The organism is Ruegeria sp. C9 (assembly GCF_056537585.1).
Genome location: NZ_JBQFRU010000001.1, coordinates 381,376 through 397,413, shown reverse-complemented (window position 1 = coordinate 397,413; position 16,038 = coordinate 381,376). Strand labels below are relative to the sequence as shown.

The 16,038-nt window shown below is 54.5% G+C and carries 10 protein-coding genes; 6 read left to right on the top strand and 4 right to left on the bottom strand.

Annotation, left to right across the window (positions count from 1 at the left end; all coding sequences use genetic code 11):
- Positions 1–298 precede the first annotated feature (298 nt).
- Positions 299–2,671, bottom strand: coding sequence for a 1-deoxy-D-xylulose-5-phosphate synthase N-terminal domain-containing protein (locus ACR0NE_RS01875; protein WP_170596500.1), 2,373 nt, complete (start codon positions 2,669–2,671; stop codon positions 299–301).
- Between the two features lie 14 nt (positions 2,672–2,685).
- Positions 2,686–3,885 carry a methionine gamma-lyase gene (locus tag ACR0NE_RS01870; RefSeq protein WP_170596502.1) on the bottom strand — a complete coding sequence of 400 codons (1,200 nt, stop codon included), beginning with the start codon at positions 3,883–3,885 and terminating at the stop codon, positions 2,686–2,688.
- 115 nt (positions 3,886–4,000) lie between these two features.
- On the opposite strand from ACR0NE_RS01870, the gene ACR0NE_RS01865 reads away from it, so the two are divergent.
- Both ACR0NE_RS01865 and ACR0NE_RS01860 read left to right on the top strand, forming a co-directional pair.
- Positions 4,001–4,456, top strand: coding sequence for an Lrp/AsnC family transcriptional regulator (locus ACR0NE_RS01865; RefSeq protein ID WP_170596504.1), 456 nt, complete (start codon positions 4,001–4,003; stop codon positions 4,454–4,456).
- Positions 4,457–4,596: 140 nt separating this feature from the next.
- Positions 4,597–4,998, top strand: coding sequence for an XRE family transcriptional regulator (locus tag ACR0NE_RS01860; RefSeq protein ID WP_170596506.1), 402 nt, complete (start codon positions 4,597–4,599; stop codon positions 4,996–4,998).
- Between the two features lie 239 nt (positions 4,999–5,237).
- Here ACR0NE_RS01860 and ACR0NE_RS01855 read toward each other — a convergent pair whose 3' ends face one another.
- Positions 5,238–10,355 carry a RecQ family ATP-dependent DNA helicase gene (locus ACR0NE_RS01855; RefSeq protein WP_170596508.1) on the bottom strand — a complete coding sequence of 1,706 codons (5,118 nt, stop codon included), beginning with the start codon at positions 10,353–10,355 and terminating at the stop codon, positions 5,238–5,240.
- Between the two features lie 803 nt (positions 10,356–11,158).
- On the opposite strand from ACR0NE_RS01855, the gene ACR0NE_RS01850 reads away from it, so the two are divergent.
- The 4 genes from ACR0NE_RS01850 to ACR0NE_RS01835 all read left to right on the top strand — a co-directional run bounded on the left by ACR0NE_RS01850 (position 11,159) and on the right by ACR0NE_RS01835 (position 14,440).
- Positions 11,159–12,028 carry a LysR family transcriptional regulator gene (locus ACR0NE_RS01850; RefSeq protein ID WP_480459482.1) on the top strand — a complete coding sequence of 290 codons (870 nt, stop codon included), beginning with the start codon at positions 11,159–11,161 and terminating at the stop codon, positions 12,026–12,028.
- Positions 12,029–12,134: 106 nt separating this feature from the next.
- Positions 12,135–12,758 carry an NAD(P)H:quinone oxidoreductase gene (gene wrbA / locus ACR0NE_RS01845; protein WP_170596512.1) on the top strand — a complete coding sequence of 208 codons (624 nt, stop codon included), beginning with the start codon at positions 12,135–12,137 and terminating at the stop codon, positions 12,756–12,758.
- A 58-nt stretch (positions 12,759–12,816) separates the two neighbouring features.
- Positions 12,817–13,713, top strand: a complete 897-nt coding sequence (locus ACR0NE_RS01840) for a DMT family transporter (RefSeq protein WP_170596514.1) — start codon at positions 12,817–12,819, stop codon at positions 13,711–13,713.
- A 226-nt stretch (positions 13,714–13,939) separates the two neighbouring features.
- Positions 13,940–14,440 (top strand): tyrosine-type recombinase/integrase, encoded by a 501-nt coding sequence (locus ACR0NE_RS01835; protein ID WP_480459558.1) that lies wholly within the window; start codon positions 13,940–13,942, stop codon positions 14,438–14,440.
- A 220-nt stretch (positions 14,441–14,660) separates the two neighbouring features.
- On the opposite strand, the gene ACR0NE_RS01830 is transcribed toward ACR0NE_RS01835, so the two are convergent.
- Positions 14,661–15,755 carry a site-specific integrase gene (locus ACR0NE_RS01830; RefSeq protein WP_170596516.1) on the bottom strand — a complete coding sequence of 365 codons (1,095 nt, stop codon included), beginning with the start codon at positions 15,753–15,755 and terminating at the stop codon, positions 14,661–14,663.
- Positions 15,756–16,038: the final 283 nt, after the last annotated feature.

The window sequence follows — 16,038 nt, the reverse complement described above, 5'->3', positions numbered from 1 at the left end:
TTTGCTAAGCTGGATATCGCAGAAAAACAAAGAGGCCCTTCAGGAACTTTGTTTTTGGTCGGAGTGAGAGGATTCGAACCTCCGACCCCTGCCTCCCGAAGACCGGTGCAGAGGGCCAAGTTATTGAATTTTAGTCAAAGGAGCCCTGTTTTCCAGGCGTTGTCGCCAATCAAACCAGCCAAGTTCAGGTTCGGCAGGTTCATTGAACCTCAGAGCACTGTCTACATGGTCCGCTAGTTATCGTGGTCTATGTTCAGTGCTAGTTTGTTCTCTACATTATTGCCCAGATCCAGCCTACTTATGCACGGTGAAGAGCTTTGCCGTGAGTCAGGCCGTTCACTTTCTCCAAGATTGCGTCTGCGTCAATGCTGTGGTGGCGATATAGATCGCCGATTGTTCCGGTCTGACCAAAATGCTCGACACCCATTGGGATAGTCTGATGTCCAAGGACTGCCCCGAGCCAGGATAGAGTTGCAGGATGACCATCGATAACGGTGACGAGCTTGCAGTGTGACGGAAGGTCGGACATCAGGGTTTCGATGTGAGAGCGTGCCGCTTGGTTGCCGCGAGAACGCGCTCGTTGAGCGGCGGTCCATCCGGCATTCAGGCGATCTGCGGATGTCACGGCCAATACACCTATGTCGCGACGGCCTTCACCAATCATACCGGCGGCCTTGATTGCCTCCGGCGCGACTGCTCCTTGATAGGCGACTACAACTTCGCAATTGGGTCCGGGTTTTCGTAACCAATAGGCCCCATCGATGGCGCCTTGGCGGAACTCATCGTCGACACGCTTTCCAGGCTGTTCAATCGGGTTGGTCGTCAGGCGCAGGTAGACAGACCCTCCGGTTTCATCGCGCAGCCATGTGCGCTCGTCGGGCTGTCCTTCGCCATCGCGCTGCAGGTAGTCGAAGGCCCATTCCATAATCACCGCCAGCTCGTCGGCAAAGGCGGGTTCAAAAGCGGCCAACCCGTCCTGGCTCATCCCGATGAGCGGTGTGCCAACGGATTGGTGTGCTCCACCTTCGGGTGCGAGTGTGACGCCCGACGGAGTGCCAACCAGCATGAAGCGCGCGTCCTGATAACAGGCGTAATTCAGCGCATCGAGGCCGCGGCTGACAAATGGATCATAGACGGTGCCAATTGGGATCAGCCGCTTACCGAACAGGGAATGCGACAGACCAGCCGCTCCCAGAAGCAACATGAGGTTCATTTCGGCGATACCGAGCTCGATATGCTGCCCTTCCGGCGTGAATTCCCATTTCGCCGTCGAAGGGATCCGGTGCTCTATGAAGGCGTCGGATTGTTCGGATCGGGCGAACAGTTTGCGCCGGTTCACCCAAGGACCAAGGCTTGTCGTGCCTGTCACATCTGGGGAGGTCGTCACTATGCGTTCGGCCAATGGGCTGTCGCCCTTTGATAGATCGTCAAGAATCTTGCCAAACGCCATCTGTGTCGAGATTTCGCGACTGGTGTCGATTTCGATTGGCGGCACATCCAATTTGTCATCAAAATAGCGGCGCGGACCTTTGGCAAAGAACGGGGTGCTGGCCAGAAAATCTTTGAATGCGTCTGGATCTTGCACCGTCGCAAGCGGCTCCCATTCTTCGCCCTTCGGCACACCCATATGCGACTGCCATGCGACGAACTGGCTGTTGTTCATCAGCCCGCCGTGATTGTCCTTGTGGCCTGCAATAGGGGTGCCCCATCCTTTGACGGTGTAGGCCAGGAAGCATGTCGGGCGATCATGATCGATGGCGGCAAATGTCTGGGCCATTGTCTCGACGCAGTTGCCGCCGAGGTTCTCCATAAGGGCTGCAAGCTCTGCATCCGTCCGTCTTTCAATCAAGGCAGTCACATCCCCCTGATCCCCCAGATCGTCCATTAGACGCTGTCGCCAATTCGCACCACCCATGAAAGTCAACGCCGAGTAGTCCTGGTTTGGGCAAGCGTCGATCCAATCACGCAGGCGGTTGCCGCCGGGCTCTTCAAAGGCCGCGCGTTGAAGAACTCCGTATTTTACGCGCACGACATCCCAACTGAATGCATCGAAGATTTTCTCGATCCGTTCAAACAGTCTTTCCCGGACGATACCGTCCAGCGACTGTCGGTTGTAATCGATGATCCACCACGTGTTTCGTAGGTCGTTTTTCCAGCCTTCCTGCAACGCCTCATAGACGTTGCCTTCGTCCAGTTCGGCATCGCCAACAAGTGCCACCATACGCCCCATCGGGGCGTCTGAACTCCAGCTTTTGGCCTTGATGTAGTCCTGAATGATCGAGGCAAACGAGGTGATCGCGACACCTAAACCTACAGACCCGGTCGAGAAATCAACATCGTCAATGTCCTTGGTCCGGCTGGGATAACTTTGCACACCGCCAAATCCGCGGAAATTCTCCATCTTCTCGCGGGTCTGATTACCCATGAGATACTGCATCGCATGAAACACCGGCGACGCATGCGGTTTTACTGCAACCCGGTCCTCAGAGCGTAGGGCCGAGAAGTAGAGCGCAGTCATGATCGATACCATCGAAGCAGACGAAGCCTGATGGCCACCGATTTTGATCCCATCCACCTTTGGTCGGACATGGTTGGCATGGTGGATCATCCAATGAGACAACCACAACAGGCGCTGTTCGACGATCTTCAGTTGGGTGGGATCGATGTGCATGTTGGTCTCCGGGTTTAGGCGGCGCTGCGAGCAGGGTAGGGCAAAGCTTGTTCTAGGTCTGCAAGGATATCTTTGACATCCTCCAGCCCGACGGACAGACGGATCAGGCCATCGCTAATCCCATGCTCGGCCCGCTCTTCCGGGGTATACGTCGAATGCGTCATGGATGCGGGGTGCTGGATCAGGGTTTCCGCGTCGCCCAAGGACACCGCACGCTGGATCATGTTCAGGCGGTTCATGAACCCAATCCCGCCGGACAGGCCGGATTTGATTTCAAACGCTATCATAGCGCCGGGTTGGGACATCTGGCGCTGCGCGACATCATGCTGGGTGAAACTCTCAAGACCGGGAAAATAAACTTCGCCGACAGCGGGATGTGCTTCGAGGAAATCTGCGACGACCTTGGCGGACGCACAGTGGCGATCCAAACGCAGGTTCAGTGTCTTCAGACCACGCAGGATCAGCATCGCGTTGAAAGGGGCCATTACCGCGCCGGTCATGTCCTTCATCCCAACAAGGCGTATCTCAGCAATCTGTTCGGCGGACCCGACAACCAGACCGGCAACCACATCGCCATGCCCACCGAGGTATTTGGTGGCGGAGTGCAGAACGATATCTGCCCCGTGCTCGATCGGGCGGGTCAAATACGGGCTAGCGTAGGTATTATCGACGACGACCGTTGCACCGACCGAATGCGCAATTTCGGCGCTCGCGGCGATGTCCACCAAGCGCATATTCGGATTGGCCGGAGTTTCGAAATAGACAACGCGGGTTTTGTCAGAAACGGCAGCTTTCAGGTTCTCAGGGTCTGTCATGTCTACATGCGTGATCGTGACTCCCCATTTTGCCAAACCGTGACGCATGAAAGCGAAGGTGCAGCCATAGAGCGTTTTGTCCACGATGACTTCGTCACCTGGCGACAGCAGGGTCCAAAGCACTGCCGTAATCGCCCCCATGCCGCTTGAGAGAGCTAGCCCGGCCTCGGCTCCTTCAAGCACGGCAATACGTTGTTCAAGAAGGTCGCATGTGGGGTTTGAAATACGGCTGTAGATATGACCTTCACGCTCTCCAGCGAACATCTCTCCGCCAGCCTCTGCGGTTTCAAAGGTAAACGTGGACGTCAAATGTAGCGGTGGTGTCAGAGCACCGTCATTTTTCAGAGGGTTATAAGCATGGTGAATGGCGCGGGTGGCAAATCCGGTTGAACGGGTCATTACAAGCTCCTGAATCATGTTGGAGCTAGTTTGCGCCTTAGTTTCGAGTTAATGATTGCTAAGTATGCCAACATGAGAATGAAATTTAGCAGATTCTGCTAAGAATGAGGGTAGAGTGGACGCTAAGGACAGGCAAATCATTCGAGCGTTGCAGCGGGACGGGCGCATGACGAACCAGGATCTTGCTGACGAGGTGAACTTGTCTCCCTCGCCGTGTTTGCGTCGGGTCAAAAACCTAGAAGCCAATGGAGTAATAAAGGGATACAGCGCCGACGTCGACGCTGCTGCGTATGGGATGGCCATTACTGTCTTCGTTCGTGTCCGATTGGAGCGTCACAATGAAACGGACGTTCAGAACTTCGAGAAACGCGTTCGGATGATCGATGAAGTTCTTGAATGCCATGTGCTGACCGGGGCAATGGACTACCAATTGCGGGTTTTGGTATCGGATCTCGAGGCCTACGAGGAATTTATTCGCCACCGAATTCATCCTATCGGTGGGATCGCCTCGATCGATACCAGCTTTGTCTATGGAACGGTAAAAGAGACCGCAATTTTTCCGCCCGGATAGATCGACCCAGTTAGAATGAGTTGTTGCCAATCGGCTAAACATTTTAGTTGAATCATTTTTTCCCTCCGCAATTTCCCATTCTCACCGTCGCTATATCAAAGACATGCAGCGCTTGCTGCATCACTTCTGAGAGGATAGCGATGACCAAGAAACCACACGAAAAAACAAGGTTGGCAAAATACGTCGAGCGCAGGGTGCTCGAATTGAAACCGACCAAGAGCCAGGCTGAGATTGCCGCCCTGGCCGGCTATGTGAACCAGAACATGATCACGATGATCAAGCAGGGTAGCTCCAAAGTGGCGCTCGATCGCGTCCCGGCGCTGGCGGTTGCGCTTGAGGCGGACCCTGCTTTCGTAATGCAGCTCGCTCTGGAGCAGGCAATTGGTCGGACGGCAGCTGAAGCAGTCGTGGAGGTATTCGGGGAGCCCGTTACGGCAAATGAAGTTGGCTGGCTGCAAGCGATCCGTGAGGCTTCCAATAATACCGATCCAAGGCTGACGAGCAGGTCCCAGGCTGCGATCAACGCGATCTTCGGGAGATAAAAACCATGTGTGATAAGACTGACGATTTGACTCCTAACGAACGCGCCTGGCTGCGCTTCCTGCGCGATGTTAGCAATGAAAGTGATCCCGGCATTACTTTGCACCGGGTGCAGTTACTCCGGCGTCTATGCGGCCTCAGGCGGCTCGATGAAAATCCATAGCATGACGGCGGTGAGGAATGATTGAAGTGCTGAGCTTCGTTGGATCCCTCTGGATGCATGAAAACTGTTGGTGATGTCCTAGTTGACGGACACGAAAACGAGCTCCGGCAAAACCACCTCCCATGCATCGCGGCGGAGAGTGTGCTGGAAGGCTTCACCTGAGTCTTCCTTTCGCCATGTAAGGATAGCGGCGACTTCACCCCGATCAAACCTGGTATTTGGCGGTGGTTCGAAGGATTTGGACATGCGGCTCAGCACTTGCCCTTTTTCGTTGTGTAGCAACCAGCGGTCGCCGTCCTTTACCAATAACGCTGCATCGCCGACGCGTGCCGCATTTACAGCACTCAGAGAAGAATGGCCTGGATGCAGGCGTCCAGCATAGGAAAGATCAACCATCCGCGCCTCAGCCGCCTGAAAAAAGCGACGGGGACCAGGCAACGCGTTCATGTCAGGCGTCACGCTACGGGTGAGAACTGAAGGTGCTCCTGTTGGTAGGTATTCATGGTTGTCGTTGCTCATTACTACAAGGCTGCGGCGGGCACGTGTCATAGCGACATAGAACAGTCGACGGGGAGCGTCCTGATCTTCGGACCGCGAGGGCCGCTCCCACCCGCCATCGAGTATAACTACATCGTCAAATTCCAGGCCTTTTGCGCGGTGGGCCGTCAGCAGCTTTAACCCTCTTTGTTCATCCCAGCTATCACGGGACCATTCCGCGAACCATTCGACAATGTCTGGGACGGGTAGGCTGCGCGACCCAACCTCGCGTGCCAGTAGGCCCAGTCCTTCACCAATACGATCGGTCCAGCGCGAATGCGAAAGTGTGTTCAGCACTTCGGTCAACTGATTGATCGAGTAAAGCTTTGAGGGTGTTTCGCGTAGGGTTTTGACAAACGTCTGCATCTCGCGCATCCGCCATAGGCTAGGTATGTTTTCGTTAGCCATTTCAACCGGTATTCCGAGGTTTTCGGCAAAATCGCGCACCGGTATCAGCTTTCGCCAATCGCGCGAAATAATCGCGGCGCGTGACCATGTCCAATCGGGGTCGAGACGAGAGAGGCGGATCAACTCGTCTAGTGCGGCCATAGCTTGCTCTTCATTACCAGCGGGGCACTCAAGGATCTGCACACGGCCTTGTGCTACTGGATCCAATTTGGCCAGAGATCCACCGGCGTCAGCCTTCGTCCGGGCCTGATCTACGGCAATATCATGGCCAAGTTTCATACGCGCGGCTGCCCCAGCGATCACGGCATTGGCGGTGGCGACGATATGACCGGTAGAGCGGTAGTTCTCGGTTAAGAAAACCGGTTTTGCTGCGTAGTCCTGTTCAAACTGGCGGATGTAGCGGATCGATGCACCGGAGAAGGCATAAATGTTCTGGTCGTCATCACCCACGGCAAAGAGACTGAGTCGCAGATCGGGATCATCCAGAGTTCTCCCTGCCACAGCAGCGATCAGCGCGTATTCATCTGGACCGATATCCTGATATTCATCAACTAAAATCCAGCGATACCCCTGTATCAGTGTTTCACGCAGCGCTTCGGCCTCTTGCTTGCTTAGACCGTCGCCCCGAAGCAGTGCCGCAGCCTTTTGCAATAGACCTTTGAAATCGGGGATGTCGGCTGTTTGAATGCCCGCGAAACTAGCTCCGACCAGGCGCATAGCCAGTGAATGCACCGTTGAGACGGTTACTAAGGTTGAGTCATCTCCAACTAACCGGCGAAGGCGTTCACGTATTTCAGCGGCTGCGTGACGGTTGTAGGCCAGCACGAGGATACCGCGGGGATCCTCGCGTTTGATGCGCAGCAGATAAGCGATGCGATGAACCAGGACTCGTGTTTTGCCCGAGCCTGGTCCTGCCAGCACAAGGACGTTGGTTTGTTCCCGGTTGTCACGCACAATTTTTTGCTGCACCGGATTGCCAAGGTTGTCGACAATTGCCTTATAGGTGGCGCCAGTGGCCTGACGCCGGAATTCGGTCCCGCGCCCCGGCATCCATCGGCGCATGAAGGCGTCTTGCTCCAGCACGAAATAGTCGTCGGACAAGCGCTGCGCTGTCTCAATGTTTTCCAGTCCTTTTTCCGCGTAGGCTGCCATCACATGGGTTTGGATGGTTTGTTCGTCATAGTGTTCCTCGAGTGGTGCGAAATGCTGGACGGTGAAACCACCTCCTTTGGAGCCAAGATGCACCGTTATGGCAGGGCGAAAGATGGACAGTCCGCGTCCCAACGTAACCACCTGCTGTTCATGCATCCACAAAAGTGATCGGTCCATTAAGCGGTTTGGATCTTTGATGCTGGTGCGCAAAAGCGTGTCGCCGTTAATCGTGGACAGCATCGCTCCCAGAGTGGTCTCGACCTGAATGTCCTTGCCGTGTGTGCCTTTCGGCACGAGGGTCAGAAGATGCGCCAGCAGGCGTTGTGCGCCCTGATGGCGCAACTCGGCGGTTTGAGCGACAAAGCGCCAAGACTGTTGAAGTCGCACAAGGATGCTACCGCGCACTGATTTACGCAGAGAAAGGTTGCCACGCCCTCCCTCCGTATCACGTCCATCCTGTGCCATACCGCGCAGAAGGGTCTCCACCAGATACGGACGCACCTCGCCATGGCCGCGCTGTTGCAACTCCTGACAGGCAATGGAGAGGTTGAACGGAATCGGTTCAGCCTGATCGGCATCTGGGGCCATTTCGCGCATCACGGCGATTAGGTCTTCTTCTAGTCGCGCGGCCCGATCCAGCCGGGCTTGCGATGCGTCGGTCACGCCATAGTGCACAAAAATGGTTATATTGGTGTCGTCGCTGGCAATTCCAATCGCCTCCAGATCGGTCAGCGCCTTGCGCAACTCAGCGGAGGAGAGCCCGCTAGTTCCTGCTAATTCGTCGGTGGAAACACCTTCTCCCACTGGTGTGTTTACGATATGGCGCACTATCGCCAGCAGTTGCTTGCGCCGAGCGCCCGAGATATCTGCCTTTTCCAACAACGTGGCTGCGGTATTCACATCGCGCACGAGTAAGGAGGCGGGGAAGACTTGCACGCTGTTTTCTTCACGCCGCAACAGGCTCGCCTCCTCGAGCCAAGCAATAGCTGTTTTTACGCGCGTGTCTTCAGTGTTGTTATCGCGCAGAAATTCAAAGTCCTTTTCTTCTCGCACAATCTCGCCCGGAGTGGCGACGATCTTACCTTCGTCTCGAGTGCGCATATCCAAGCGACGTAGCGCTTTAAGGATGGCACCTATTTCATGCCGCGCAAGGCGGGAGCGGGCCGAAAGGCTGAATTGGCGTTCAACATCCTCTATGTTGAACAATAACACGCAGCTAGCGGGGTCGCGGTCGCGTCCCGCGCGTCCTGCCTCTTGTAAGTAGTTCTCCAACGAGCCTGGCACGTCGCCGTGGACTACTAGGCGGATGTCAGGTTTGTCGATGCCCATGCCAAAGGCGTTGGTCGCAGCAATCACGCGCAATTCGCCGGTCCGGAATTGTTCTTGGATCTCGTGCTTTTCTTCGGGAGGTAGGCCAGCGTGGAAACGTTCGGCGCTGACACCCTGTTGTTTCAGGAATTCGGCCACGCGTTCTGTCGCACCTCGGGTCGCGCAATAGACAACGGCTCCGGAGACGCCAGAGGCGGGCAAGCCCTGCTCGATCGCGTTCAGAATATCTGCGAGTTTCGTCGCGCGCTGGGTTTCACGCACCGAAAAAGAAAGGTTCGTGCGCGACGCACCACCGTCCAGCAGGATCAGATCCTGATCCAGTCGTGTTTTGAAATGCTCTCTTATATCGCGCACTACCTCGGGTTTGGCAGTGGCGGTAAGGCAAAGTATCGGAGCGGGGGCATCGCCGGAGTTTTCTTTGATGAAGCGGCTGACGTAGCGGTAGTCGGGCCTAAAATCATGGCCCCATTTTGAGATGCAATGTGCTTCGTCTAGCACCCAAAGGCCAATTTCGCGTTGTGTCAGGGCGCTGCGAACTGACTTGTTGCGAAGCTGTTCGGGTGAAATCATCAAGATCGCAGCATCACCCATGCGCACTTTGTCCAGAGCGTCGTGACGTTCAGGCAGCGACAGAAGGCCGTTGATCGTGACGGCGGAGGATATCCCGGCTCTCGCCAGGCCCTGCACCTGATCTGCCATGAGTGCGACTAGCGGTGAGATAACGACGGTTAGCGCACCGGTCTTGTCGAACCGTGAAAGGGCTGGAATCTGATAGCAGACTGACTTGCCAGTTCCGGTCGGAAGGATGCCCAGAACGCTTTTGCCTGCCATCGCTTCAGCCACAATGCGTTCCTGCAAGGGTTGACCGAATTCGTCCACGGGTTCGGGTCTGAAGGACGGAAAGCCGAACCAGCGATCCAGCGCCCTTTTAGGGTCGTTGTGTTCGACACACCATTGGCAAGAGTCCTCATTACAAGCAGCCTCTCGCAAGTGGCGCACAATCAGAGAAGCTTCGCGGAATTGCATGCGAACCCAGGGAGGCATGACGCTGTCGCCGCCAGCAACAGAAATCCACGACAAGGCATAGGCCAAAGGCCAGGCAAGGTTCGGGTTTTCCATCCGGCTTAGAGTCTGTTCGAGCCGATGCAAGCAGACTTGTCCAGCCAAAAGGCGGCGAACGGCGTCAAAGGCTTCTTGTTTATTGGGTCTGCTAGTGCAACGCACAGCAGTAAAAAGTGCGTCAAACCCTCCGCAGCGTGGGGGGCGTGTGGCAAGGAAATGATAGGCTGTCAGCGCATCCGGGGTCGTTGTGTTTAGCTTGGCGAACGCCTCGATCTGGTTTTGCAGAACCTCGAAGACCAGACGTGCATCCTTTTCGGGATCGTTGACATGACCCGATTGCAACCGTCCGTCGTGATAGTGTTTGACTAAATGGTGATAGGGGTTGCGCGGGAAGGCCAAAGGATTGAGCCAGAGTGTGTCGATTGGTGCCTCTGCCAAGGCGGCAAAGCGGGGCGCAGCAGCGGCTAGGTGGGGCAGGTCGTGGTGCAAGATGTTGTGGCCGATGACACTGTCGAAACCTTTACAATATGTGTCGAGTTGCGACAGTGCTGAGGCGGAGCTGCTTTTTTCAACTAGAGCCAGTTGGGAGTCATCGTTCGTTGTGGCAGCGAATGCGAATATCCGAGCGGATTTAGGATCCACTTCTAGGTCAATCGATACACAGCGCTCAAGAAAGCGCGAAATGTCCACCTGACCGTTCGTTATCATTGCTCGCCAAATTTTCTCTTTTAGTGTCTCCTTGATAGCTACCGGATTACAGACAAAAGAGAAGGTGCGTTTCAAATTGCTCTTCGCAATGTGGATTCCCCGCACTCCTCAATGGTTGCATAAGGTTGACAAAGGTTTACATCAGCCCCTCGCGGGATCGACGGATGTAAACCTTTCGACCTCAAAAACACCCCAAAATCAGGCCAAAGGTTTACACTAAGTTTACATTAAGTTGACAGATCCGGACCGAAATCGGGATTTTTCCGGAGAAATGTAAACCTTTGAATCAGACAAACCCATAAAAACAACGGTTCTCGGAAAACACATATCCGAAGACAGGCCAGAAAAGCGCGCACAGCGACGAAACACAGGCCTGCTCACAACGCTCCTGAGAGAGAACCACATTGAGAGCGTAAGCACACGTCTATGCCAGGCAGTGTATTGAGCTACTCCGGAGAGTAGAAACCGACGATTGCTAATAGTGGGGATTAGTCGTGAAAAGTGAGCTGCACCGGATAAAGGCTGACTGTGCCTAGATATGCAAAGTAGTGCTAGGTCCGTCCTAAAAGCTGGTAATTTAATAGGGATGCTGGTGACGGGAGATTGTAGGGAGGAGTTCTTAGAACCGAAAACTGTTCCCGAGCTCAAGTTCACAGGTGTGGTGGATGCTCCGCAAACAGAATTGAACTGGATCAGCTCGACTTGAAAGAATGTGAGTTTGGGCATGTCGTAGACCCGATCTATCGCGTAACACATCAAAAGCAGCTTTTTCGAAGGGTGATAACTTGGACAAACTTTCAGTCATGCAAGCTTTTCGCCGTATCGTTGAACGCGGCAGTTTTGCCCGTGCGGCGGAAGATCTTGGTGTTTCTCCCGCGCTTCTCAGCAGAGAAATCAAGCTTCTGGAAGAAAGTCTAGGAACCGTCCTGCTCACCAGAACGACCCGATCCATGTCACTGACTGACACCGGCAGTCTCTATTACCAAGATGCAATTGGAATTCTCGATGCGGTCGAAAAAACGGAACAGACCATCAGGCAAGGTTCAAAAGCGGTGCATGGGCATCTTCGGGTGAATGCATCAAGTTCCTTCGGCCAAACCGTCATAGCACCTATGCTTCCAGAGTTTTTGGAATCCTATCCTGATCTGCGATTTACTCTTTCGATGGACGATAAAGTGGTCGACATGGTCGAGGGCGGGTTCGATCTATCGATACGTATCCGTGCTGCCATGCCGGATTCGGCCCTTGTCGCCCGACGGATTGGTGTGATGCGACAACGGATATATGCGTCGCCAGACTATTTGGAGATACATGGAACACCGGCCCAGCCTGCGGATCTGAAAAACCACGCGATCATCGGCTTTTTGCTTGCAGATCATTTGAAGAGTTGGAAGCTCTCGGCCGCCGATGGCGTCACATCATTGGAACTTGATCCGCGTGTGAGGGTTGGTAACAGCCTCGTATTGCGCGATCTGCTGATAGCGGGACAGGGTATCGGAACTCTGCCCGAGTTCGTTTCTGATGCTCCTGAAGCCAGCGGGGCCTTGGTGAGAGTTCTTCCTGACCACGAACTGCCTGCGCCGGAAGTATTCGCCGTTACAGCATCTCGCTTGGGAATGGATGCAAAGGTCACAGCCTTTCTTGATCATCTGCGTCGGGCGCTCAGGTCGTGACATTGTTCAATCCAGGTTAAGGGTGATGTCAAAGAGCGCTACTTAATTGGCGGCGCAACAAATTCCAATCTCTCAGGGAACAAGTCGCAGCCCTGAGAGGTATCCTATGTCACGTATTCTCGTTCTCTACTATTCAAGCTATGGCCACGTCCGCACATTGGCCGATGCCGAAGCTAAGGGCGCCAGAAGTGTTCCCGGCACTGAAGTTGACGTTCGGCGTGTGCCCGAAACCGTCCCTGAAGAGGTCCGTCAGCAGGCTGGCTATGTCGTAGATGATACACCTGCCGCCTTGCCGACCGATCTGGAAAACTATGATGCAATCATCATTGGAACACCGACCCGATTTGGCATGATGGCTGGCCAAATGAAGTCCTTCCTTGACCAGGCGGGAGGGCTTTGGGCCAGGAATGCACTGGTTGGTAAGGTCGGGGCGGTCTTTGCATCAACAGGTTCGCAACATGGCGGGCACGAGGCCACCCTTCTGACAACGCAAGTCCCTCTTCAACACTTTGGGATGCTGATTGCCGGAATGCCCTACACATTTGCTGGCCAGACTACATCAGAAGATATCATTGGCGGCGCACCATATGGCGCCGGAACGATCGCCGGTGCTGATGGTTCCCGCACGCCTACCGAAACTGACCTTGCCGGAGCGCGGTTCCAGGGCGCTCATGTTGCAAGGATTGCAGCGTGCCTCGTTGGATCAAACCTCCAAGCGGAAGCAGCGTAACCCGCGCGCCTCTGACGTCTCACTCAAATTCTCAAACGCTTTAGCCGGGAGACATACTATGTCACGCTCAACCGATATTCTTCTCACCTCACTCGCCCCAGCGGTATGGGGAAGCACTTATCTGGTAACTACCGAAGCGCTCCCGGCTGGCTATCCGATTACCCTGGCTGCGTTACGAGCTCTGCCTGCTGGCTTGTTGTTGCTTGCAGTGACGCGCTGCGTTCCACCACGGGAATGGCTCGGCCGAACTTTCGTCTTGGGCGGTCTTAACTTTGCTCTGTTCTGGGTGCTCCTTTTCGTTGCTGCGTATAGGTTACCTGGTGGTGTCGCCGCCACCCTAGGATCGTTGCAAGCAATGATTGTGATTTTGATGGCGTGGGGATGGCTGGGAACCCCAATACGACTTGGTGCACTCGGTGCCGCCGCGACTGGCGTAATGGGTGTGTCTCTGCTGCTGATCGGGCCAGAAGCACAACTTGATTGGATCGGTATAGCAGCTGGTTTGGGAGGAGCCGCGTCAATGGCTGCCGGCACTGTTCTCAGCCGGAAATGGCAACCTCCGGTCTCGGCGCTGAGTTTCACAGCGTGGCAATTAACAGCCGGTGGTTTGATACTGCTGCCGGTCGCACTGTTCTTTGAGCCGCTTCTACCTGCGCTCAGCGCAACAAACGTCGCCGGCCTTATTTGGCTTGGGTTGATCGGTGCTGCTGCAACCTATGCTCTTTGGTTTCGTGGCATAGCGCGCCTGGAGCCCAGTGCGGTCTCGATGCTCGGTATGATGAGTCCAATTACAGCTGTCGTGCTCGGCTGGGTATACTTGGGACAAACGCTTAGCCTCACTCAGTCTATAGGAGCAGTCATAGTTATTGGCTCTGTTGTGGTCGGCCAGAGCGTGAGTCGAAGAGACAATTCGAGATTGAAAAAATGGAGACCAGCAACAGCTGGATCTGTTTGATGGGTTTGGCGCCTTTCGTCCGGAACAGATAAGCGTGCGGGACTGTAAAGCCTACATCGCTGATCGGCGGCAGGCAGGTATTCAAGACGGCACAATCTGGACACAGCTTGGCAAGCTAAGGACCTGTTTGAATTGGGCTGAGAAGACCGGGCTGATTGATAGGGCACCCTACATCGAGCGCCCCAGCAAACCGGCTCCCAAGGAGAGGTATCTAACGCGCCAGTAGATTTCACAGCTCCTGGCGGTCGACTGCGCACCGCATATCAAGCTCGCTATTTGGCTAATGCTGTCGACGGCGGCTAGAGTAACGGCCGTGTTAGAACTCACATGGGATCGGGTCGACTTTGAACGCCGCCAAATCAATCTCCGCACTGGCGACGGGCAGAGGAAGGGCAGGGCCATCGTCCCCATGACCGAGAGCCTGTATTCTGCGCTTTTGAACGCCCAGAAGGCCGCATTATCTGAGTATGTCGTGGAATGGGCTGGCGGGCCTGTGAAGTCGATCAAGAAAGGCTTCAAGGCGGCCGCAGTCGCGGCGGGTCTGCTTGATGTGTCACCACACGTGCTGCGGCACACAGCTGCAGTTCATATGGCGGAGGCAGGCACTCCGATGGATGAGATTGCTCAGTTTCTCGGTCATTCAGACTCTCGGATCACCGCGTCCGTTTATGCACGCTATAGCCCCGAGCACTTGCGTAAGGCTGCCAGTGCGTTGGAGTTCGACTAACGCTCAGGTTCAACGAACCTCGGATCACTGTCTTAAAAACAACAAAGGCGCCCTAGGGCGCCTTGTTTTATTGGTCGGAGTGAGAGGATTCGAACCTCCGACCCCTGCCTCCCGAAGGAACGGGTCTCTTGTTAACTGGTTGAAAAATTTATATTTCATCGCTTTTCTGTCGCGTCCTATGACTGTTGGTTTCGGTCTGTATCCGGAAGTTGCACGGAAGTTAGATTAGATCGGATGCGCCTCTTTGATGATTTGGGTGATGATGCCCGTAATTGCGTTCAAGCGTTTCCATTGACATTCCCAAGAAACCACATGCGTCCCATTTGGGTGCGCCTTTCTGCATCAGCCAGGTTGCACAAGTATGCCGTAGGGTGTGGGGAACGACCTTCTTGTTACCTTCGCTCTCAATATTTGCGGCCTTAACTGCTGAGGCGAATGATCTTTTAACGTCGTCGACAGGCTTGCCACGGTGCGTGATTACATAGTCGTCGTGGGGAAAGCGCGCCTTGCGCCGTCGTAGATACTTTGTCAATCGCGTTGGGATGCGAGAAGTCGGCCTTTCCTTCTTCGTACGCCGCCTGCCTACTGGATTCCAATAGATGATCCCACTTTGAAAATCGACGTCAGCCCACTTCAGTGATAGTATTGCCTCTTTGCGTTGGCCAGTTAGCAAGCCAATTCGCAGGAACAGAGTTAGATGTTCTGTTTTACTTTCGACAAGAACACCTGCTTCGGTTGGTGCGTCAAAGCTCCTCGAGGCTCGGATCATTTCTATTGCCTCGTCGCAAGTAAGAAACCTTATTCGACCCTCTGGCTTCGAAGGAAGTGGTACCGATACAAGGCGTGTTATCATCTGGTCATCGTACGCTCGCTTAATTGCACTGGACAGCAAGCTAAGTTCTCGGCGTAGCGTTCCAGGTTGAACCACTCTTCCATTTCGGGTGTTTTTGCGTTTGCTGCAATATTCCAAAATGAGAACTTCATTCAAATCGCCGACGGTGTAACCATCAAAGAACTCGATGACAGGTCGAGCGGCATTGGCTAGTCGTTCGGGGTCGGCAACGTGATTCATGCGCTTGGAGAGGTAGTTTGCAACCGCGTTGGCGACAAAGAACTCGTGCGGCTCAATCGCTCTGTCTGGCCTGAGACGTCTTAGTTTCCATTCTGCGAAGTAGATTTCGGCTTGTTCGCGATCCCGAGTGCGAGTCGAGTGCTCTCGGCTGCGCCCGGCCTCAGTCCAGTAGACGTAGTAGTTGCCATTTTTCTTGTTTTTGCGGTCGCGTTCGAGGCGCGGAGGGGTTGGGGTTCTGGGCACGACTTCACCATTATTCTGTCTAGACAACGCTCCCAAGCGCCAGGTGGAATCTTGGGGTTCCTTTGACCTGGCGACGTGAAAATATGATCGAGTTGCTTGGACTTAATTAGGTATCGAATATTCGACACAGGGACACCTGCTCGCTTCGCAAGCTGCGCTGGTGTTTCCAAGGGCATTTGAGTAGGATTCTGTTCCATTTTATGACATTCTTGAGCAAATTACCGATTCTGGGTTGTATCGGAGTGAAATGATCACGTATGTGGTCAAATGGCAATAGATTAGA

Excerpts from the sequence above, each read along its gene's own strand:
- ACR0NE_RS01875 (WP_170596500.1), bottom strand. The coding sequence starts at position 2,671 with ATGCACATCGATCCCACCCAACTGAAGATCGTCGAACAGCGCCTGTTG.
- ACR0NE_RS01870 (WP_170596502.1), bottom strand. The coding sequence starts at position 3,885 with ATGACCCGTTCAACCGGATTTGCCACCCGCGCCATTCACCATGCTTAT.
- ACR0NE_RS01860 (WP_170596506.1), top strand. The coding sequence starts at position 4,597 with ATGACCAAGAAACCACACGAAAAAACAAGGTTGGCAAAATACGTCGAG.
- ACR0NE_RS01855 (WP_170596508.1), bottom strand. The coding sequence starts at position 10,355 with ATGATAACGAACGGTCAGGTGGACATTTCGCGCTTTCTTGAGCGCTGT.
- ACR0NE_RS01850 (WP_480459482.1), top strand. The coding sequence starts at position 11,159 with ATGCAAGCTTTTCGCCGTATCGTTGAACGCGGCAGTTTTGCCCGTGCG.
- wrbA (WP_170596512.1), top strand. The coding sequence starts at position 12,135 with ATGTCACGTATTCTCGTTCTCTACTATTCAAGCTATGGCCACGTCCGC.
- ACR0NE_RS01840 (WP_170596514.1), top strand. The coding sequence starts at position 12,817 with ATGTCACGCTCAACCGATATTCTTCTCACCTCACTCGCCCCAGCGGTA.